The organism is Variovorax sp. 05N34, assembly GCF_056397405.1.
In genome coordinates this window covers 16,655-37,159 of record NZ_JBFTNI010000008.1, presented here as the reverse complement: position 1 = coordinate 37,159, position 20,505 = coordinate 16,655, and the positions used below count along the sequence as shown (strand labels likewise).

General features: G+C 64.3%; 19 protein-coding genes. 2 read left to right on the top strand and 17 right to left on the bottom strand.

What is annotated here, in order from left to right; all coding sequences use genetic code 11:
- Window positions 1-2: 2 nt before the first annotated feature.
- From mraY to dapF, 17 genes are all read right to left on the bottom strand, one after another.
- The gene (gene mraY / locus AC1DMA_RS21260; RefSeq protein ID WP_478125991.1) at window positions 3-1,181 is read right to left on the bottom strand and encodes a phospho-N-acetylmuramoyl-pentapeptide-transferase; all 1,179 of its coding nucleotides are present in this window, start codon (window positions 1,179-1,181) and stop codon (window positions 3-5) included.
- Between the two features lie 18 nt (window positions 1,182-1,199).
- The gene (locus AC1DMA_RS21255; RefSeq protein WP_478145425.1) at window positions 1,200-2,654 is read right to left on the bottom strand and encodes a UDP-N-acetylmuramoyl-tripeptide--D-alanyl-D-alanine ligase; all 1,455 of its coding nucleotides are present in this window, start codon (window positions 2,652-2,654) and stop codon (window positions 1,200-1,202) included.
- Window positions 2,651-4,144 carry a UDP-N-acetylmuramoyl-L-alanyl-D-glutamate--2,6-diaminopimelate ligase gene (locus AC1DMA_RS21250; protein ID WP_478125989.1) on the bottom strand — a complete coding sequence of 498 codons (1,494 nt, stop codon included), beginning with the start codon at window positions 4,142-4,144 and terminating at the stop codon, window positions 2,651-2,653. The genes AC1DMA_RS21255 and AC1DMA_RS21250 overlap by 4 nt, the downstream gene beginning before the upstream one ends.
- Window positions 4,144-5,892, bottom strand: coding sequence for a peptidoglycan D,D-transpeptidase FtsI family protein (locus AC1DMA_RS21245; RefSeq protein WP_478125988.1), 1,749 nt, complete (start codon window positions 5,890-5,892; stop codon window positions 4,144-4,146). The genes AC1DMA_RS21250 and AC1DMA_RS21245 overlap by 1 nt, the downstream gene beginning before the upstream one ends.
- Window positions 5,893-5,929: 37 nt before the next feature.
- Complete coding sequence (gene ftsL / locus AC1DMA_RS21240; RefSeq protein WP_478125987.1) at window positions 5,930-6,271, bottom strand: cell division protein FtsL; 342 nt, start codon at window positions 6,269-6,271, stop codon at window positions 5,930-5,932.
- A 7-nt stretch (window positions 6,272-6,278) separates the two neighbouring features.
- Window positions 6,279-7,205 carry a 16S rRNA (cytosine(1402)-N(4))-methyltransferase RsmH gene (rsmH, locus tag AC1DMA_RS21235; RefSeq protein WP_478145424.1) on the bottom strand — a complete coding sequence of 309 codons (927 nt, stop codon included), beginning with the start codon at window positions 7,203-7,205 and terminating at the stop codon, window positions 6,279-6,281.
- Between the two features lie 8 nt (window positions 7,206-7,213).
- On the bottom strand, window positions 7,214-7,642 hold the full coding sequence (gene mraZ / locus AC1DMA_RS21230; protein ID WP_478126314.1) for a division/cell wall cluster transcriptional repressor MraZ: 429 nt from the start codon (window positions 7,640-7,642) through the stop codon (window positions 7,214-7,216).
- Between the two features lie 261 nt (window positions 7,643-7,903).
- Window positions 7,904-9,229 carry an ATP-dependent protease ATPase subunit HslU gene (gene hslU / locus AC1DMA_RS21225; RefSeq protein WP_478145423.1) on the bottom strand — a complete coding sequence of 442 codons (1,326 nt, stop codon included), beginning with the start codon at window positions 9,227-9,229 and terminating at the stop codon, window positions 7,904-7,906.
- A gap of 23 nt (window positions 9,230-9,252) precedes the next feature.
- A complete protein-coding gene (hslV, locus tag AC1DMA_RS21220) occupies window positions 9,253-9,798 on the bottom strand; it encodes an ATP-dependent protease subunit HslV (RefSeq protein ID WP_478125984.1) in 546 nt (181 codons plus the stop codon).
- A 59-nt stretch (window positions 9,799-9,857) separates the two neighbouring features.
- A complete protein-coding gene (locus tag AC1DMA_RS21215; protein ID WP_478145422.1) occupies window positions 9,858-11,411 on the bottom strand; it encodes an STAS domain-containing protein in 1,554 nt (517 codons plus the stop codon).
- A 33-nt stretch (window positions 11,412-11,444) separates the two neighbouring features.
- Complete coding sequence (dksA, locus tag AC1DMA_RS21210) at window positions 11,445-12,362, bottom strand: RNA polymerase-binding protein DksA (protein WP_478125982.1); 918 nt, start codon at window positions 12,360-12,362, stop codon at window positions 11,445-11,447.
- Between the two features lie 261 nt (window positions 12,363-12,623).
- Window positions 12,624-13,676, bottom strand: a complete 1,053-nt coding sequence (locus AC1DMA_RS21205) for a CobW family GTP-binding protein (protein ID WP_478125981.1) — start codon at window positions 13,674-13,676, stop codon at window positions 12,624-12,626.
- 87 nt (window positions 13,677-13,763) lie between these two features.
- On the bottom strand, window positions 13,764-14,966 hold the full coding sequence (locus AC1DMA_RS21200) for a class I SAM-dependent rRNA methyltransferase (protein WP_478125980.1): 1,203 nt from the start codon (window positions 14,964-14,966) through the stop codon (window positions 13,764-13,766).
- Window positions 14,963-16,012, bottom strand: coding sequence for a tyrosine recombinase XerC (locus AC1DMA_RS21195; protein WP_478125979.1), 1,050 nt, complete (start codon window positions 16,010-16,012; stop codon window positions 14,963-14,965). The genes AC1DMA_RS21200 and AC1DMA_RS21195 overlap by 4 nt, the downstream gene beginning before the upstream one ends.
- On the bottom strand, window positions 15,987-16,604 hold the full coding sequence (locus tag AC1DMA_RS21190; RefSeq protein WP_478145421.1) for a YdcF family protein: 618 nt from the start codon (window positions 16,602-16,604) through the stop codon (window positions 15,987-15,989). The genes AC1DMA_RS21195 and AC1DMA_RS21190 overlap by 26 nt, the downstream gene beginning before the upstream one ends.
- Complete coding sequence (locus tag AC1DMA_RS21185; RefSeq protein ID WP_478125977.1) at window positions 16,601-17,290, bottom strand: DUF484 family protein; 690 nt, start codon at window positions 17,288-17,290, stop codon at window positions 16,601-16,603. Before AC1DMA_RS21185 ends, AC1DMA_RS21190 begins: the two co-directional genes overlap by 4 nt.
- Window positions 17,287-18,162 carry a diaminopimelate epimerase gene (gene dapF / locus AC1DMA_RS21180; RefSeq protein ID WP_478145420.1) on the bottom strand — a complete coding sequence of 292 codons (876 nt, stop codon included), beginning with the start codon at window positions 18,160-18,162 and terminating at the stop codon, window positions 17,287-17,289. The genes AC1DMA_RS21185 and dapF overlap by 4 nt, the downstream gene beginning before the upstream one ends.
- A 68-nt stretch (window positions 18,163-18,230) precedes the next feature.
- Here dapF and AC1DMA_RS21175 point away from each other — a divergent pair, with 68 nt between their 5' ends.
- Complete coding sequence (locus AC1DMA_RS21175) at window positions 18,231-19,076, top strand: hypothetical protein (protein ID WP_478145419.1); 846 nt, start codon at window positions 18,231-18,233, stop codon at window positions 19,074-19,076.
- 26 nt (window positions 19,077-19,102) lie between these two features.
- Window positions 19,103-20,494: an XVIPCD domain-containing protein gene (locus tag AC1DMA_RS21170; RefSeq protein WP_478145418.1), complete on the top strand. Its 1,392-nt coding sequence runs from the start codon at window positions 19,103-19,105 to the stop codon at window positions 20,492-20,494.
- Window positions 20,495-20,505: the final 11 nt, after the last annotated feature.

The window sequence follows — 20,505 nt, the reverse complement described above, 5'->3', positions numbered from 1 at the left end:
TCTTACCGGAGCTTCAGGGTGGAAAGACCCACGAGGCACAGCAGCATCGTGATGATCCAGAAGCGCACCACGACCTGCGTCTCGCGCCAGCCGCTCTTCTCGAAATGATGGTGAAGCGGTGCCATCTTGAGCACGCGCCGCCCTTCGCCAAAGCGCTTCTTGGTGTATTTGAAATAGGTGACTTGCGCCATCACCGAGATCGCCTCGACCACGAAGATGCCGCCCATGACGAAGAACACGATTTCCTGGCGCACGATGACGGCGATGGTTCCCAGTGCGCCGCCGAGCGCGAGCGCGCCCACGTCGCCCATGAAAACCTGCGCCGGATGCGTGTTGAACCACAAAAAGGCCAAACCCGCGCCGGCCATGGCCGAGCAAAACACCAGCAGTTCGCCCGAGCCCGGAATGTGCGGAAAAAGCAGGTAGCGCGAGTACACGGCACTGCCCGTGACGTAGGCGAACACGCCCAGCGCGGAGCCCACCATCACGACCGGCATGATCGCCAGGCCGTCGAGCCCGTCAGTGAGGTTCACCGCATTGCTCGCGCCGACGATCACCAGATAGGTGAGGATGACGAAGCCGATGCCGCCGAGCGGATAGCTCACTTCCTTGAAGAAGGGCACCAGCAGGTTGATCTTGGGCGGAAAGTCCAGGTCGAAGCCCGAACGCACCCAGGTGGCGAACAGTTCCAGCACGCGCCAGTTGGAGCTTTCGGAGATGCTGAAGAGCAAATAGAAGCCCGCGACCAACCCGACCACCGACTGCCAGAAGTACTTCTCGCGCGAACGCATGCCTTCGGGGTCCTTGCGCACCACCTTGCGCCAATCATCGACCCAGCCGATGGCGCCGAAGCCGAGCGTCACCCAGAGCACGATCCAGACGAAGCGGTTCGAGAGATCGAACCACAGCAATGTCGAAAGCGCGATCGAGAACAGCACCAGCACGCCACCCATCGTGGGCGTTCCGCTCTTGGTGAGATGCGTCTCCATGCCATAGCTGCGCACCTGCTGGCCGATCTTGAGCGCGGCGAGGCGGCGAATGACGTAAGGCCCGGCGAGCAGGCCGAGGAGGAGCGCGGTCAACGCCGCCATCAGCGCGCGGAAGGTGAGGTACTGGAAGACGCGCAGGAAACCAAACTCCGGCGAGACCGTCTGCAGCCATTGGGCGAAGGTCATCAGCATGCTGTGAATGGGCGCGGCTCATGCGGCATGACCGACCCCCTTGTCTTGTTGTTGTGGTGCAGCCGAAGCGACGATGGCCTGGACCACCCGCTCCATCTGCATGAAACGCGAACCCTTCACGAGCACGCTCGCGGCGCGGGGCAAACCCGCCATCACTGCCGCGTTCAGCGATTCGATGTCACCGAAATGCCGGGCCTCGCTGGCCTCATTGCCGGCGAATGCAGCCACGCTGTGTTTCGATTCCTCGCCGAGCGCATAGACGGTCTCGATGCCGCGCTCGCCGGCCCAGGCGCCGACTTCGGCATGAAACTCGGGTCCCTGGTTGCCGACCTCGCCCATGTCGCCGATCACCAGCATGCGCGGTCCAGGCAGGCTGGCGAGTACATCGATCGCCGCGCGCATCGAATCGGGATTGGCGTTGTACGTATCGTCGATGACGGTGATCGTGCGACCTTCGGCCACATGCAACTCGATGGCCTTGGAACGGCCTTTCACTGGCTCGAATGCGGCGAGCCCGTCGGCGATCTTGTCGGGCGAAACACCGCTCGCGAGCGAACAGGCAATGGCCGCCAGCGCATTGACGACGTTGTGGCGGCCCGCGATGCGCAATGCGCAGCGAACATCGCCCACCGGTGTCCGAGCCTTGAACTGCCAGGCGCCCCGCGTCCATTCGGCAGTGGCGAGCGCGATGTCCGCGTCCTCGTGTTCACCGAAGGTGAGACAGCGGCGAGTCGCACCTTCGCGCGCAATCGACTGCCACAGCGGCGTGAATTCATCGCCGAACGGAAACACCGCCGTTCCGCCATCGGGCAACACCGAAAGGACGGAAGCGTTTTCGCGCGCCACGGCCTCGACCGTCGCCATGAATTCCTGATGCTCCCGCTGGGCGTTGTTGACCAATGCGATCGTCGGGCGCGCGATGGCCGACAGGCGGGCGATCTCGCCCGGATGGTTCATGCCGAGTTCGACCACAGAGCGCTGATGCCGCGCGCGAAGCCGCAGCAGCGTCAGCGGCACACCGATCTCGTTGTTGAAGTTGCCCGCCGTCGCGAGGGCGCCTTCGCCGCAGGCCGTGCGAAGAATCGACGCGATCATCTGCGTCACGGTGGTCTTGCCGTTGCTGCCGGTCACTGCAATCAAAGGCAGGTCGAACTGCGAGCGCCAGCCGGCGGCCAGCGCGCCCAGCGCGGCCAGGGTGTCGGGCACTTCCAGGCCGGCGAGACCGGCCGCTTCGAGGCCGCCGTGTGCAATCGCGGCAACCGCGCCGCGCGCGCGCGCGTCGGCAAGAAACGCGTTCGCGTCGAAGCGCTCGCCCTTGAGCGCCACGAAGAGATCGCCAGCTGCCAGCGTCCGCGTATCGGTATGGACGCGAAGGATCGGTGTGGCGGGGTCGCCGATCAGGCGCGCGCCTGGAATCCAGTTCGCCGCCTGGGCCAGCGTCATCATCGAATCGGAAGCGGACATGGTGTTCATGCCTCGCTCCTTCTGGTGAGCGCGTCAATGGCATGCGCTCGGTCCGAGAACGCGATGCGTTCGCCCGCAATCTCCTGCCATGCCTCATGGCCGCGTCCGGCGATCAAGACCACGTCCTCGGGACGGGCCTGCGCGAGCGCATCTGCAATTGCCTTCGCGCGATCGGGTTCGACCTGCGCTGCCTCCGGACGCGCCAGGCCGAGCAGGATCTGGCTGATGATCGCGGCAGGCTTTTCGCTGCGCGGGTTGTCGCTGGTCACGACGATACGATCGGCCTGCGCCTCGGCCACCGCCGCCATCATGGGGCGCTTGACCGTATCGCGGTCGCCGCCGCAGCCGAACACGCACCACAGCTCACCGCCGCGCTGTTGCGCCAACGGACGCAAACCTGCGAGCGCCTTGTCGAGCGCGTCGGGCGTGTGCGCATAGTCGACCACCGCCAGCGGATGGCCGGCGATGCTCAGGCTTTCCATGCGGCCGGGCACGCTGTCCAGGCCCGTGCAGGCGGCAACGGCTTCGTCGAGCGACATGCCGAGAGCGCGCAGAGTGCCCAGCACGCCCAGCAGGTTCGCGACGTTGTACTGGCCGATCAACTGCGTTGAAAGCCGCACCGGCAAATGGCCCTGCTCCACCACGGAGAAGGTGAGGCCCTGCGCGTCATAGCCGATGTCTTGCGCCATCAGGCGGGCGGGAGAGCCGGCGGCCGACAGCGTCCACACGTCGAGCGCGCCGACGCCGGTTTCGATCAGGTTGCCCACCAGCGCAGCGCCATGCACGTCGTCGATATTGACCACTGCGGCGCGCAAGCCTGGCCAGCGGAACAACTCCGCCTTGGCTTGCCAGTACGCATCCATGCTGCCGTGATAGTCGAGATGGTCCTGCGTGAAATTGGTGAAGACCGCGACAGCAATCCGCGTGCCGTCAAGCCGGCGCTCCACGATGCCGATCGACGATGCCTCGATGGCACAGGCGCCGTATCCGCGGTCCGCGAACCCGCGCAACTCTCGCTGCAGCAGCACCGGATCGGGCGTTGTGAGCCCGGTGTAGGTGAGTTCGGGCGGCACACCGACGCCCAGCGTGCCCACGACGGCACACGGCGCGCGGCCGGAGCGCGACAGCGACTGCGCCAGCCACCACGCGGTGGAGGTCTTGCCGTTGGTGCCCGTGACGGCGAGGACGTCGAGTTGCTCGGACGGGTTGTCGTAATACGCCGCTGCGATCGGCCCGGTGGCGGCCTTCAGGCCGGCGTAGGTGGCGATGGCCTCGCCATCGAATGCAAATGCATCGCTGCCCTCTTCTTCGACGAGGCAAGCCGCAGCGCCCTGCGCAAGGGCATTGGCGACGAAGCGCCGCCCGTCGGTGGCGGCGCCGGGCCACGCGATGAATCCGTCGCCCGCGCCCACGGCACGGCTGTCGGCGTGCAGCACCCCGCGCACGCGGGCCTGCAGCCAGCGCGCGGCTTCAGTGGGGTTGCGAAGCATCGTCGTCATCAGAAGCTCTCATCCACGCCCGTGGTCACGACCAGGGGTTTGACAGCGAGATCCGGCGCCACGTTCATCATGCGCAGCGTTTGCTGCACGACCTCGCTGAACACCGGAGCGGCCACGGTGCCGCCGAAATACTGGCCGTTGCTCGGCTCGTCGATCATGACCGCCACGATGATGCGCGGCTTGTCGATGGGCGCCATGCCCGTGAACCACGAGCGGTATTGCTTGCTGGCATAGCCCCGGCCCACCTGCTTGTGCGCCGTGCCGGACTTTCCGCCCACCGAGTAGCCCACGGTCTGCGCGAGCGGGCCCGTGCCGCCCGGGCCGGCAGCCATCTGCAGCATCTTGCGCACCGCCAGCGCGTTCTGGGCCGAGAAAACCTTGACGCCGACCGCCGGCTCCGAGCTCTTGAGGATGGTGACCGGGATGACGCTGCCATCGTGCGCGAAGGCCGTGTACGAATGCGCCATCTGGAACAGCGACGCCGACAGGCCGTAGCCATATGCCATCGTCGCCTGCTCGACTGGTTTCCATGACTTCCATGGACGCAGGCGCCCCGTGACGGCACCCGGGAACTGGATCTGCGGCTTCTGCCCATAGCCGAGCGCCGTGTAGGTGTCCCACATCTCGTGTGGGGTCATCTTCTGCGAGATCTTGAGCGCGCCGATGTTGCTCGACTTCTGGATGACGCCTTCGACCGTCAGCGAGCCGTAGTTATGCGTGTCGCTGATGGTGAAGCCGCCCAAGCTGTAGCGGCCGGGCGAGGTCTCGATCACGGTCTTCGGCGTAATGCGGCCGGCTTCAAGTGCCGTGGCAACAGTGATCGGCTTCATGGTCGATCCTGGCTCGAAAACGTCCGTCATGGCGCGATTGCGCAACTGCTCGCCCGTGAGGTTCTGCCGCTTGTCGGGCACGTAACTCGGATAGTTGGCCAGCGCCAGCACTTCGCCCGTGATTGCATCGAGCACAACCACGCTGCCCGCCTTGGCCTTGTGCAGCGTGACTGCGTCGCGCAGCTTCTGATAGGCGAAGAACTGCACCTTGCTGTCAACGCTGAGCTGGATGTCCTTGCCTTCGACCGGCGGCACCTGTTCGCCGACGCCTTCGACGACGCGCCCGAGCCGGTCCTTGATGACGCGGCGCGAACCGGGCTTGCCCGCCAGGTCCTTGTTGAAGGCGAGTTCGATGCCCTCCTGGCCGTTGTCCTCGACATTGGTGAAACCCACCACGTGCGCGGCCGCCTCGCCCTCGGGGTACTGGCGCTTGTATTCCTTGCGCTGGTAGATGCCCTTGATGTTCAGCTCGGCAATCTGCTTGGCGATCGGCTCGTCCACCTGCCGCTTGATCCAGACGAACGTCTTGTCTTCGTCTTCGAGCTTCTTGTCGAAGTCTTTCTGCGGCATACCGAGCAGCTTGGCCACCTGCTTGAGCTTGGCCCTGACCTCGGCATCGTCGCGCTCGATGTCCTCGGGGATCGCCCAGATGCTGGGCGCAACCACGCTCTGCGCAAGCAGCAGTCCGTTGCGGTCGATGATCCGGCCGCGATTGGCCGGCAGCTCGAGCGTGCGCGTGAAGCGCACCTCGCCCTGGCGCTGGAAGAAGTCGTTGCCGATCACCTGCACATAGGCGGCGCGGCCCGCGAGCACGACAAAGCCCAGCGCGATGCCGCCGACGATGAACTTGCTGCGCCAGACCGGGGTCTTGCTGGCGAGCAGTGGGCTGGTCGTGTATTGAACGCTGCGACGGGTCATAGGCCCCCCGACTTGAGGCGGCTCGACATCGAACTCATCAATGCGCCCCCTTCGTAGCAGCAGTTCGCGGCGCGGACGCGGTGGGCGCGGGCGCAGCGATGGCGGGGATCACGGTGCCGTCTTCGCGCACGTACTGCGTGATGGCCGGCGTGGTCGTGCGCATCTTGAGCTGCTCCTTGGCGAGCTTCTCGACGCGCAGCGGCGTGGCCTGCGCCCGTTTCTCTACCTGCAGGCGATCGTGGTCCAGTTCGAGCCGGCGCGTTTCGAGCTCGACCCGGTGGAACTCGGTGAAGAGCTGGCGCGACATGTACTGCGTGTGCACGAGATAGATCGCCGAGCCCAGCACGGCGATCAACAGGAGCAGGTTGAGTCGAGCCATGATCTGCTCAGCCCTCGTCCGAAGTGCGCTCGGCGATGCGCAGGATCGCGCTGCGCGAGCGCGGATTGCCATCGACCTCGGCCTGGGACGGCTTGACCCGGCCAACAGAGCGCAGTTTCATTGCCTTGGGCACGGCGAAGGGCGCGCGACGGTCGTAGACCTCGCGTGAATGCTTCGCGATGAACTGCTTCACGATGCGATCTTCCAGCGAATGGAAACTGATCACCGCGAGCCGGCCCTGGGGTTGCAGCACGACGAGACTCGCTTCTAGCGCCTGTTGCAACTCTTCAAGCTCGGCATTGATGAAAATCCGAAGAGCCTGAAATGTGCGCGTTGCAGGGTTCTGGCCCGGCTCGCGGGTTTTGACCGCGCCAGCCACGAGCTGGGCCAACTCGGCGGTGGTTGAAACTGGGCCCCGTTCTTGTCGGCGAGCAACAATCGCCTTTGCAATCTGAACAGCAAACCGTTCTTCGCCATAGTCACGAATCACCTCCGCAATCTGCTGTGGTTCGGCCGTTGCCAGCCACTCGGCCACACTCTCGCCGCGCGTGGTGTCCATGCGCATGTCCAGAGGGCCGTCGAAACGAAAAGAAAAACCCCGCGCGGGGTTGTCGATCTGGGGAGAGCTGACACCGAGGTCCATCAGCAGGCCTGACACGCTCGCAGGCGGCAGCTCTCCAAGGTCCTTGAATCCCTGGTGGCGGATGGAAAAACGCGCATCCTCGATGCGCGCTGCTTCGGCCACCGCTTCCGCGTCCTTGTCGAACGCGATGAGGTGGCCCTCCGGCGCCAGCCTTGCCAGGATTTCCCGGCTGTGGCCGCCTCGCCCGAAAGTTGCGTCGACATACGTGCCGGTGCTGTCCGATCCTTCGGGAAAGAGGGCTTCCACCGCCTCTTTCAACAAGACGGTCGTATGGGTCCATGGCTGTTCCACTTGGGGCCTCAGAACGAGAAGTCCTGGAACACATCGGGCATCTGCCCCTGGGTTGCTTCGGCTTCCTTGGCGTCGTAGGTGGCCTTGTCCCAGAGTTCGAAATGATTGCCCATGCCGAGCAACAGGGCATCGCGGGAGATGCCCGCCGCGGCGCGCAGTTCGGGCGACACGAGCACACGGCCGGTGCCATCCATCTCGACGTCCATGGCGTTCCCAAGGAAGACGCGCTTCCACCACTGCGCCGACATCGGGAGGGCCGCGATGCGATCGCGGAACTTCTCCCATTCGGGGCGCGGGAACACCATCAGGCAGCCGTGAGGGTGCTTGGTGATCGTGAGTTGGCCGTCTGCCGTCGCGCTCAGGACGTCACGATGCCGGGTCGGCACGGAGAGCCGCCCCTTGGCATCCAGACTGAGCGATGAAGCGCCTTGAAACACGACCACGAAACCCCGGTTGCGGAGGCCGCCGCGTACCTGAACGCGGCATTCCCCGACACTTTTTCCCACTTAACTGCACTTTTTTGCACTGTAGCAGGAAACGCCTACCTCGCAACCCACGGTCGTCTGTATTTTTTGTAATGGAATCAACAACTTAGCGGTGTTTTTGCAACCGGCAAAACCGCGAATTTCGTTGTAAGTGAAGCACTTAGCTCGCGCAATGAATGTGTTGCGTGAAGCGTGTATCCGGGCAGGTGCCGATCAGAGGATGAAACGCGAAAGGTCTTCGTCGTGACTAAGTGCCGAAAGACGCGCATCCACGTAGGCCGCATCGATGTGCACGGTCCGGCCGCCGAGCTTGGCCGCATCGAAGCTCACCTCGTCGAGCAAGCGCTCCATCACCGTCGACAAACGGCGCGCGCCGATGTTCTCGGTGCGTTCGTTGACGTCGAAGGCGATGCTGGCGAGCCGGGTGATGCCGTCGGGCGCGAATTCGAGCGTCACGCCTTCGGTGGCGAGCAGCGCCTGATATTGCTTGACCAGCGATGCGCGCGTCTGCGTCAGGATGCTCTCGAAGTCGGACACCGACAGCGACTGCAGTTCGACGCGAATCGGAAACCGCCCCTGCAGTTCGGGAATCAGGTCGCTGGGCTTGCTCAGGTGGAAAGCACCGCTGGCGATGAAGAGGATGTGATCGGTGCGCACCACACCGTACTTGGTGCTCACCGCCGTACCTTCGACGAGCGGTAGCAGGTCGCGCTGCACGCCTTGCCGGGAAACGTCGGTGCCCTGCGTCTCGTTGCGGGTGGCCACTTTGTCGATTTCATCGATGAAGACGATGCCGTTCTGCTCGGCGTTCTGAATGGCCTGGCTGCGGATTTCGTCTTCGTTGACCAGCTTGGCTGCCTCTTCGTCGATCAGCAGGCGCATGGCTTCCGCGATTTTCAGCTTGCGCGTCTTGCGCTTGACTTGGCCGAGTTGGCCGAACATGCCGCGCAACTGCTCGGTCATTTCCTCCATGCCGGCAGGCCCCATGATCTCGAGGGGCGTGCGGGTTTCGGCAAGGTCGATCTCGATCTCCTTGTCGTCGAGTTCGTTTTGGCGAAGCTTCTTTCGAAAAGCCTGCCGGGTCGTGCTGCCGGCGTCGGAAGCGCCGCCGCCGTCAGGGAGGCGGGCCGGGGGCAGCAGTACGTCCAGGATTCGATCCTCTGCAGCATCCTCGGCGCGCATGCGGACCTTGCCGCTTTCGGCTTCTCGGGTCTGCTTGACCGCCATTTCGGCGAGGTCGCGAATGATGGAGTCCACGTCCTTGCCGACGTAGCCTACCTCGGTGAACTTGGTCGCCTCGACTTTGATGAAGGGCGCGTCGGCCAGCCGCGCCAGACGGCGCGCAATCTCGGTCTTGCCGACGCCCGTCGGGCCGATCATGAGGATGTTCTTGGGCGTAATCTCGGCGCGCAGCTTTTCCTCGACCTGCTGCCGACGCCAGCGATTGCGCAGTGCAATCGCCACGGCGCGTTTGGCGTCGGGCTGGCCGACGATGTGGTTGTCGAGTTCGGAAACGATTTCCTGGGGGGTCATTGGCATGGGAGCGTTTCTCAGTCAGGCTTTCACAGGGTCTCTACCGTGTGGTGCATGTTCGTATAGATGCAGAGTTCGCCTGCGATCTCCAGCGCCTTCTTGACGATCTGGTCGGCGGGCAGGTCCGTGTGATCGACCAGCGCCTTGGCGGCAGCTTGCGCATAGGCGCCGCCGGAGCCGATCGCGATGATGCCGTTCTCGGGCTCCAGCACGTCGCCGTTGCCGGTGATGATCAGCGAAGTCGTCGCGTCGGCCACGGCCAGCATGGCTTCGAGCCGGCGCAGCACGCGATCGGTGCGCCAGTCCTTGGTGAGTTCGATGGCCGCGCGCGCCAGGTGCCCCTGGTGCTTTTCGAGCTTGGCCTCGAAGCGCTCGAACAGGGTGAAGGCGTCAGCCGTGGCTCCGGCAAAGCCGGCAAGCACCTTGCCGTGATAGAGCCGTCGCACCTTGCGTGCGCTGCCCTTGATGACGATGTTGCCCAACGTGACTTGACCGTCGCCGCCGATTGCAACCTGGTCGCCACCGGCGCCCTTGCGACGCACGCTGATGATGGTGGTTCCGTGAAATTGTTCCATGGGGCATTATCCCGCCCGAGGCCTGCCCACTTCCGAGGGCAGCCTACCGTCGCCAGGGGTCAATCCCTCGTCTTGACGCTCGCATGGTCGGTGATGCCGACGACGCCGAAGAAACATGCAACGAGGCGGTGGGCTTGCGTGAACTGGACGTTCTGGCCGCGCGCGTGGCGGCCGGTCACCCAATTCAGCAGCGAACCAGCCGCTGTGAAGTCGACCCGGACGAGAGCCGCGCACGAAATGCTCGGCGCCGCCGCGTCGCCCAGCTCGTCATCAAGCCGCTGCAGGGTCGAGAGCGATTCACCGACGAGATCGCCCGCCAGCGCCGCGCTGGCGGGCGGCTCCCCAGAACGGTGGGCCTCGCCAGACGTGATGCTCAGGGATGGCTTGGAAATCTTGGGGGTGTCGAGCGCCGCATAGTCGCCCTTGGGATCTTCCCAGGGCGGCGGTGACACTTCATAGGTGATGCAGTAATTGAGCGCAAGCAGCTCGAACTCGTCGGCCCGATGCATCACCCGAAGCGCCGCCATGTGCAACTGCCACCAGATGGCATCGATGCCTCGGTCGTTGGCCGGTGTCGCTTCGGCAAGCACCAGAAGCAACTGATCGGCGCCGGAAAACCGCAGCTGGACGGCCGAATCTGCCCAATGATTGAACAAGGCGCGCAGCGGGCCTGCGGCCTCGGCCTCGATGGCGCCCAGCGCGCTCCAGTCGAGCTTCCAGAAAGGACCGGCGGCCGCCAGTGCGCGCGTGAGCTCGATCAGGCCTTCGCGCGAAAGGCGCGCGGGGCTCGACCAGTCGGCGGTGCCGCCGCCAGCGGCGACGGGTCTGGCCTGCGAAGCGGTCGCCGCGCGAGCCGTGCTTGCCAACGCCCGAAATGACATCCACTCGGGCGCCGAGCGCTTCATGCGTTGGGCATAACGGGTGCTGGTGACCACATACTTCTCGGCATCGCCGGTGGCTCGATAGAAGTCGAGCAGCGTCCGCCAGACATCGTCCTGATCGGCGCTCGGACTGTCCGGAGCCAGCGCCTGCAGCAGGATCGCCTCGGCTCCGGCATCGTCCCCATGGGCGAAGCGGATCGAAGCTTCCTCGATGCAGCCGTCTTGAGCCTGAGCCGGAGCCGGGACGGCCTGTCCGGGAACCCCGCGCTGCGGCACGCCGGGCACGGTGTCGGCGTAGGCACGCGCATGCTGCTCAGCCATGGGCGCCCCGCCGCTGGGAGCACCGTCGGCCTTTGCCTCGCCTTGCCCGCCGCGGGCCTTCCACCACTGCTGGGACATCTGCTCTTCGATCTCGTCGATCTTCTTGAGCGTGAGTGCCCTGCCGTCGGACTTGCCCGAGGTGCTGCTGACGTTGAAGGAGGACGCCGTACCGGCGGCATCGCCTCCGCCGGCCGCTTCGCGCTGCCGGAGCTTGCGGAGCATGTCGAATTCACGGCGGCGCACGAAGTCGTTGCGCTGCCGCCGCTCGATCATCTCCTTGAGCATTTCACGGCTGTAGCCGTTTTCGAGCGTGGAGGAGTCGTCGGCATCGAGTTCGGACCAATCCTTGAGCGGATTGCGCACGAACTTCGCAACCTTGGACAGCAGGCGACCGGTTTCTTCCTTGGCCATGCGCTTCGTTTTCTCCTTCGCCTGCCGCGGCGATCAGTCGCCGAACATTTTCTGCTTGAGTTCGCGGCGCTGCTGGGCCTCTAGCGACAGCGTGGCCGTCGGGCGGGCCAGCAGGCGGCCCACACCGATGGGTTCGCCGGTTTCGTCGCAGTAGCCGTAGTCACCGGCATCGATGCGCTGGATCGACTGCTCGATCTTCTTGAGAAGCTTGCGTTCGCGGTCGCGGGTGCGCAGTTCGAGCGCGTGCTCTTCCTCGATGGTGGCCCGATCGGCCGGATCGGGCACGACCACGGTGTCCTCACGCAGGTGCTCGGTCGTCTCGCCGGCGTTTTCAAGGATGCCGCGCTTGAGTTCCTGCAGCTTCAGGCGAAAGAACGCCATCTGCTTTTCGTTCATGTATTCGGAATCCGGCATCGCGATGACTTCGGCATCGGTCAACTCTTCGGCCGATTTGGACTTCCAGTTGTTGGCGAGCTTGGGATCTTTCTTGATCGCGACGGGCGGCGGCGGCACCAGCGGGTTGGACGAAATCTGCACGAAGCTGGATTTCGCCGCGGTGGAGGCCACCGTCTGGGGCATGGAAGGCACGGTCAGCTGTGACAGCCGCGAGACGCGTCCGCCGCGCGCGGGTGCGGGCGTGGGGGTCGGGGCAGTCGTGGCGGTTGCCGGAGAGGTCACCGTGGCGGAAGAAGAATCGGAGGCGGCAGCCGTTTTTTTCATGGGAGTCGGTGGTGCAGGTGGCGCGGTGTGAGGGCCGGCCGGTTTGGATGACGAGACGCCCGCGCTCACGACCTTGGTCTTGCTCGTGGCGGGGACCTTGGACTGCGCTGCGGACTGGGGGGGCTTTTCGGCGGAAACCTTCTTCGCGGCGGGCACAGCCTGCTGGGCAACCTCCGTCTTCTTGACGGCCGGCTTCGACGCTGGCTTGGCTTTGGCGACAGGTTGCTTCACAGTGACTGGCTCCTTCGACGAACTCGAACGCACATTCTCAGTGGTGTCTCCCCCGTGGAAACCACGGGCGCTCGCCGTTCGCGAACCCAGGGGTTATACCCCTGAAAACGGCCCGAAAACGCGTGCAGTCCTATACCGGAAGTCACACACCGCCTCTAAAAAAAGGACAGGGTCACCCCGGAACAGGCGCGCGATTGTATAGAGAAGTCGAAGCGGGCGGCGTAATCGTCCGCCGGAATCACCGGCGGCCCGGCGCAGGCCTCAGACCAGGCACTGATCGAGGCCCTGCTCCAGGATCTCGCGAGGCAGGTCGATGCCGATGAACACCATGCGGCTGTTGCGCTTTTCGTCCGGGCCCCAGGCCGGTCCGAGGTCGCTGCCCATGAGTTGATGCACGCCCTGGAAGATCACCTTGCGCTCAGTGCCTTGCATATGCAGCACGCCCTTGTAGCGGAGCATGCGGGGGCCGTAGATGTTGACGATCGCTCCGAGAAAATCTTCGAGGCGAGCCGGATCGAAGGCGCGATCGGCGCGATAGACGAAGCTCTTCACGTCGTCGTCGTGGTGGTGGTGATGCCCGTGGCCTTCGTGTTCGTGCGATGGATGGTCGCAATGCTCGCCATGCGCGTGATCGTGGTCGTGACCGTGCTCGTCTTCCTCCTTCAGGAAGTCCGGGTCGATGTCCAGCTTGGCATTGAGGTTGAAGCCTCGCAGGTCGAACACGTCTTTCAGGGGCACTTCACCGAAGTGCACCTTCTGCTGCGGTGCGCGTGGGTTCATGTGCTTGAGCCGATGGATCAGCGCCTCGGTCTCTTCGGCGGCGACGAGGTCGCTCTTGCTGATGAAGATCTGGTCGGCAAACCCCACCTGGCGGCGAGCTTCCTGCCGGTCGTTGAGCTGCTGAGGGGCATGCTTGGCATCGACCAGCGTCAGGATCGAGTCGAGCAGGTAGCTTTCGGCGATTTCGTCATCCATGAAGAAGGTCTGCGCCACCGGACCGGGGTCGGCGAGGCCGGTCGTCTCGATCACCACGCGATCGAAATCCAGCAGACCCTTGCGCTTCTTGGCCGCCAGCAGTTGCAAGGCCTCGCGCAGGTCTTCACGGATGGTGCAACAGATACAACCGTTGCTCATCTGCACGATCTGCTCCTTCGATTCGGTCACCAGGATGTCGTTGTCGATGTTCTCTTCACCGAATTCGTTCTCGATGACGGCGATCTTCTGGCCGTGGGATTCGCTCAGGATGCGCTTGAGCAACGTGGTCTTGCCGGCGCCGAGGAAGCCAGTGAGGATGGTGGCGGGAATGAGGGCCATTGAATGCTCCGGGGATCAGGATCGAGAGAGATCGGGGACAGAAAGTTTAGCCACGGCCAGCCGGCCATGCGCTGCCAGGGTCAACCGCTATTTGCGCACCACCACCAGCCCCTTCAAGTACTCCCCTTCCGGAAACTCGATCGTCATCGGGTGGTCGGGGGCGGCGCCGAGGCGCTCGGTGATGTAGCCGTCCACACCGGCGTCGATACCCGCGGAGGCCACGATCTTGTGGAACAGGTCTGCGCCGATGCCGCCCGAGCACGAAAAGGTCAGAAGGTGCCCACCCGGCGCGAGCAGCTTGAACGCCTGACGGTTGAGGTCTTTGTAGGCGCGCGCGGCACGCTCGGCATGTGCAACCGTGGGCGCGAATTTAGGCGGATCGAGCACGATCGCGTCGAAGCTTCGTCCCTCTTCGACGAAGCGGCGCAATGAAGCATTGACGTCGGCATCGAGGAACTGCGCCTGCACATCGCTGAAGCCGTTCATCGCCAGATGCGCCCGTGCGCGCTCCAGCGCGGGCATCGACGAATCGATGGACGTGAGTTCGGCACCCTCTATGGCGCCGGCCGCCTTCAGGCCCGAAAGCGCCGCGACGGTGAAACCACCGGTGTAGCAAAAGCAGTTGAGCACCCGCCGAAAACGGCGTTGCGCGGCCAGTTCGGCAAATCGCTTGCGGCTGTCGCGCTGGTCCAGGTAGAAGCCGGTCTTGTGGCCGGTCGCGACGTCGAGCCCGAGTTGCCAATCGTGCTCGCGGATCGTGAGCTCGGTTGCGCCCGTCCCTCGCAGCCAGCCTGTGACGGGCTGCAATCCCTCGCGCTCGCGGCCGCTGGCGTCGGAGCGCTCATAGAGCTTCTGAAGCCCGGTCGCTGCGAGCAGCGCATCCGCCAGCACGGCCTTCCAGCGCTCGACGCCGGCCGACAGGAATTGCGCGACCAATGTGTCGCCATACCGGTCGACGATGAGGCCCGGCAGGCCGTCGGCCTCCCCGTGGATCAAGCGTACGCCGTCGCTCTGGATGTCGAACAATCCGCGTGCCGCGACCGCACTCGCCACACGCCCCGAGAAGAAGGATGCATCGATGCGCTGCTTTTCATCGAAGCTCCATGCACGCGCGCGGATCTTGGAATGGGGGCTGAAAGCGGCCCATGCAAGGAAATTGCCTTCGTCAGATTCGATGCGCACCGTTTCACCCGCATCGCCGCCGCCCTTGGCGATCGCGGATTCGAACACCCAGGGATGCCGCCGCAACAGCGAGCGCTCCTTGCCGGGCCTGAGACGGAGGTTCTTCATGCTTTCCTGCCCTTGTTCTGATTGTTTTGTTTGTTCTGGCTGTTCACGCTGTTCTGACGAGCGGGTTCCTCGCGCGCCTGAGCCCGGGGATGCGCCGCATCGTAGGTCTTCGCCAGATGCTGGAAATCCAGCCGCGTGTAAACCTGAGTCGTGGAGATGTTGGCGTGCCCCAGCAGTTCCTGCACCGCGCGCAAATCGCTGCTCGATTGCAGCACGTGACTTGCGAACGAGTGCCGCAGCATGTGCGGATGCACCGGCGTCGCCAAGCCGGCCTTGAGGCTGCGCCGCCGCAATTGCTTCCATACCGAATGGTTGGAGAAGCGCAGGCCGTTGCGGCCAATGAAGAGCGCCGCCGCACTCGCAGGCTCGCGCAGCCGCGCCGATTCGAGCGCGGGGCAATCCTCTCGCACCGCCAGCCAAGCCTGCAAGGCTTCGATTGCCTTGCTGCCCACCGGCACCAGTCTTCGCTTGCTGCCTTTGCCCAGCACATTGGCTTCCGCGGCGTCGAGGTCGATCCAGCCCCGCGCCGTGCCGCTCGCTCGCACGTCCAGCCCGGTCAGCTCGCTGACGCGCAGACCGCATCCATAGAGCAGTTCGACGATCGCACTGTCGCGCGCCTCGGACCACGGGTCGGCGTCCGCATCGTGGAGGTCCGCCAATCGGACCGCGTCGTCCACGGCAAGCGCCTTCGGCAGTGGCCGGTCGGACTTGGGCGCGTGAACGTCCTGCACGGGGTTCGAACCCACCAGCCGCTCGTTGCCCAGCCAGCGGTAGAAGCTTCGCCAGCACGAAAGCACCAGCGCGATCCCCCGCGACTCGCGACCGGCGCCATGCAATTGGGCTGTCCAGCGACGAACGTGCGCCGTCTGGACCTTGTCGAGCGCCAGCCCCGCTGCCTGCGCCTTCTCGGCCAGCGTCTTGAGGTGAATGGCATAGAGCTCGACCGTGCGCGGCGCCAGGCGACGCTCGACGCGCACGTGCTCGAGATATCTCTCGATCAAGTCCATGCGCGGCGCGGCTTCAGAAGAGGTATCCACGGGCCGCATTGTTCACGATGGCCAGGGGCTCGCGCAAAGCACCCTTGAAGACCATGCCCCAGCGCTGCCAGCAGGAAGTCGACGCCGCAGCGTACTGGACCTCGAAGGCCCGGTCGAAGCCGCTGGCCCGGGCGAGCCGTTCCGCGCGCCACAAATGGTAGGGCTCGGTCACGATGATCACGCTCTTTACGCCGGCTGTCTGCAGCACGCTGCGCGACATCGAAAGGTTCTCCCTCGTCGACGACGAGACCGACTCCAGCAGCAAGGGCCCGCCGTAGCCGGCGGCCCGCGCGTGCCGTTCCATGACCTCAGCCTCGACGCGGCCGTCTTCCCAGTCCACGCCGCCGCTCAGCAGCAGCCGCTGCGCTTGACCCGCATTGGCGAGGGCGATGCCGGCATCGACGCGGCCGGTCAGGCACGGATTGGGCTTTCCGTCGCGGTAGGCGCGATTGCCCAGGATCAAGGCCGCATCGGCGGCGCGTTGAGGCGGATGGTCCAGCACCCAGCGGGCGTGCCGCCACACGATGAAAGCGATCGCGAAATAGCCGACCAGCAGGATCAGCAGCGCGCCCCACAAACCGCGCCGGAGCGCGCGGTTCAAGGCCGCAGCCGCGACAGCGCGGCCGAGGCGAGCTCGGCGATGCGATCCAGGAAGTCGGTGCCCATGTCGGGGTTGTAGCGCTGCGCGTCAGGCGACGCGAGCAGCAGCAAGCCGAAAGCCGGCGCCTCGGGTTCCGGGCGCAACGGAATCAGGGCGATCGACACGGCCGCATGCGGCTCGGCGAGCCAGCCGGACACCTCGAAGCCGGAATTCAGGCCGCAATAAGGTGCCGTCAGCGAAGTCGCGAGTGCCTTCACGTCGTCACTCACCCACTGCGCGTAGGGCTCGTTCAGGTAGGCGCTGTCGCAATCCCAGATCTTGATGGCGGTCTGGGGCACCAGGAAAAGCGTCTCCAGCTGTGAGGCGATCTGCGTGGGCAGATGGCGCGGGTCGCGCAGGGTCAGCAGCCCGCGGGTCCATCGCTGGAGACGGTCGGCCGTCACCATGTTCTCGGTGCCATGCCGCACCATGTCCATGACCCGGTGCTCCAGCGCCTTGATCTTCTCGCGCAGCATCTCCGCTTGACGCTCCTGCAGGCTCACGGCGCGGTTACCGTGCGGACTCGTCAGCTGCACCTGACTCAACAGCTGTGCATGGCGTTCGAAGAAGTCCGGCGTGTTGGCCAGGTAGTTGGCGATGTCGTCTTCGGTGATCGGATTCATGGGGGTTTGGTTGAAATGGTTCATGGCTGGTCCGGCACCTCGATCTCGCCTTCGAACACCGTGACTGCCGGACCTGTCATCAGCACCGGAGCGCCGTCGCCGGCCCATTGGATGGTGAGCAGGCCACCGTGGGTCTCGACATCGACACGGGGGTCGAGCAGGCCGAGCCGGATGCCTGCGACCACTGCGGCACACGCGCCGGTGCCGCAAGCGAGGGTTTCGCCGGCGCCGCGCTCATAGACCCGCAGGCGCACGCGTGAGCGATCGACCACCTGCATGAAACCGGCGTTGACGCGCTGCGGAAATCGCGGATGGTGCTCGATCAGTGGCCCTTGAGCTTGAACAGGCGCCGTGTCGGCGTCGTCGACGATCTGCACGGCATGCGGGTTGCCCATTGACAGCACTGCCACCGACACGATGGCGCTTCCGGCATGCGTGCCGAGCGCCAGATGCCATTTCTGCCAGCCGCCCTCGTGCACCGGATCGAGCCCTGCAGTGTCGAAAGGCACAAGCGCGGGTTCGAAGATGGGCGCGCCCATGTCGACCGTGACGCGGCCATCGGCGCCCATCCGCGGCTCGATCACGCCCGAAAGCGTCTGCACGCGCACGGTGTCCTTGGGTGTCAGGCCATGCTCGCGTACGAAGCGCATGAAGCAGCGCGCACCGTTGCCGCACTGTTCGACTTCGCCGCCATCAGCGTTGTGGATCACGTACTGGAAGTCGATGCCTTCGCCCGTAGACGGTCGCACCGAAAGGATCTGGTCGGCGCCGACGCCGAAGTGGCGATCGGCCAGGAAGCGGTATTGCGCTGACTTGAGGCCGAGCGGATTGCGGGTTTCGTCCAGCACGACGAAGTCGTTGCCGGCTCCTTGCATCTTGGTGAAGCGAATTCGCATCGGGGGATTATCTGCTGCTCGCGTCGGATGCTCTTGCATCCCGCTGAATGGCGAGGGCGCTGCCTAGAATGATCCAAACGATTTCAAGTGCAGGGAGGAAAAAGGTGATTCAACGCATCGCCGTGGGCCACGGCATGGCTGGCCGGAAGCTTCTGCGGAAGCTTCAATCAACGTTCAGACGCGAACCACGAACCGAGCGCTTCGCGGATTCTCTCGGCTCGAACGATTTTTACGATTCACAAAGGCAGTCGCCAGGACCCTCGCCAGGGTATCTGGCTCGCGGTCTCCTTGGCTTGTCGGCGGGATTTGTGCTGGGCGCCTGCTCGGTTGCGGCCGGCACACACCAACTTCATCCGGAAGAAAAAAAAATGTCCAGTCCCGCCATCGAAGCGAAACCAATCCCCGACGCGCCCGAAGTGCTGCGCCGGTTGCTGGCGCTGATCGACACATTGCATCAACCGCAAGATCTGACGACTGAACGGGTCGAGCAATTCACTGGCTACGCCATGACGCCGTTTTCCGACAAGCCCACCAATGACGCGTACGAGATATGGCAGCCACTGACGGAGCTGTGGAGGTACTGGTACATCTGGGCGCCCAACAGCGCGACGCGCCTGCCCGATCTGGGCCTGGGGTTCTATGAACGAGATCCCAAACGACGTCTTCCCATGACGGCTGTGTGCGCACTTGACGTCGCTGAGTTTCACGCCGCGCTCCTGGACATGGGCTACCGGCATGTCGGCAACACTCGTCGCGCAAGTCCGGCCAGACAGTACCAGCGCGGCCTGGTTCAGGTTGAGATCGGCATCGTTGGCGAAAGCAGTGAAAGTCTCGAGAAGATTTCACATGATTGCATCAAGAGAGTCCACGTGAGCTTCCGTGCGGAATTCGCAGGCCGAGCAGCCACCCGATGAGCGCCGTGAGCCCCAAGCTCGAGAGCGTGCTCCGCGAACTCGGAGAGCCCACATCACAGGCTTATCAAAACCTTCGTGCTGTCATCGAAGAATCCCCCGTGTTGATGCGGCAAATGAACGATGCTGTAGAGAAAGGTCATCTGAAGCATTTCGCCCTTATGCCCACCGGCGAGAACGCCGGCGCCAGTTACAGCCCTGACACGCAAACCATCAATCTGAAGCACATCAATCTCTCGGAAGCCAGTGGACGCGATGTGCTCACCTTCCTGCTGGGCCACGAAATCCAGCATGGCGTCAACCGTGAGCGCACCAGAGAAGCCCTCGAACAGTTTGATGGCGACGTCCGACGTGTGCTGCAGAGCGGTCGCGCGGTCCATGACTACAGCTCGGCGCTGGACGAGATGCTCGCAATCAATCGGAGCGACGAAGCCAGTGCGCATATTGCTGGCTGGAATGCGCTGGTCAGCCGTGTAAAGCACGCCAATCCTCAAGCCGATTTGTTCGATGTCGCCAGATTGCTGGTGCATGTCGACTACGTGAACGAGTTTGTCGAGAGCAAGGAAATCGACGGGCGTCAGCAATTCGTCGTGAAGGACGGCTTTACCCTCAACGCCGATCTTTCAATCACGCCCGATCCGCTGAACATCGAGGCGGCCGGAAAGCACTATTTCGACAAGGAGCCGAGGGACGCTCGGCTGGGCCTCGGCGGCGATTCCGACTACACCAACTACTATGCGGTCGGCCTGGTCGGATCGATCTGCCAGTATGAAATCAACAATCCCGCCTTCGCTGCCAAGGTACAACTGGACATGCGCGGGCTCAAGCTGGAGGAGAAACTGCTCGAGCGGAACGGCATTTCGCTCGGCAAGTCCGGTGCGCGTTGTCCTTACTACGACGTGCGCGCTCCAAACCTCACAGCACATTTCGACCACACTGCAGACAGCCATCAGCACCTGCCGATCCACGGCCTGCCAAGTCCGACGCAACTGCCTCTGCGGTTGAATGGCGAGCCGCCGGCCGCCCGACTTGACGAGGCGACGCATCCCGATCACAAGCTATTCGGCCAAGCCCAAGCGGGAGTGAATTTGCTCGACGCAAAGGTAGGCCGCACGCCCGATCAGAAGAGCGATCAGCTGGCTGCCGCCCTGGTCGTGGCTGCCCGTACAAACGGAATCAATCGCATCGACCATGTGGTCCTGAGCACCGACGCTTCGAAGGTGTTCGCCGTCGAAGGCGCGTTGGACTCGGCTCTCAAGCGGATCGCCAGTATTCCGACGGTGGAGGCCCTCAACACGCCCATCGCCCTAAGTACGCAGGCGTGCGAGCAAGCATCTGAACTGAACAGGCAACAAGTCCAGGACCGAGCGCTGGACCACCCGCAGACCACGCAGCGCGAAGCACGGGCAATGAGGCTCTAGCCCTCAAGCCC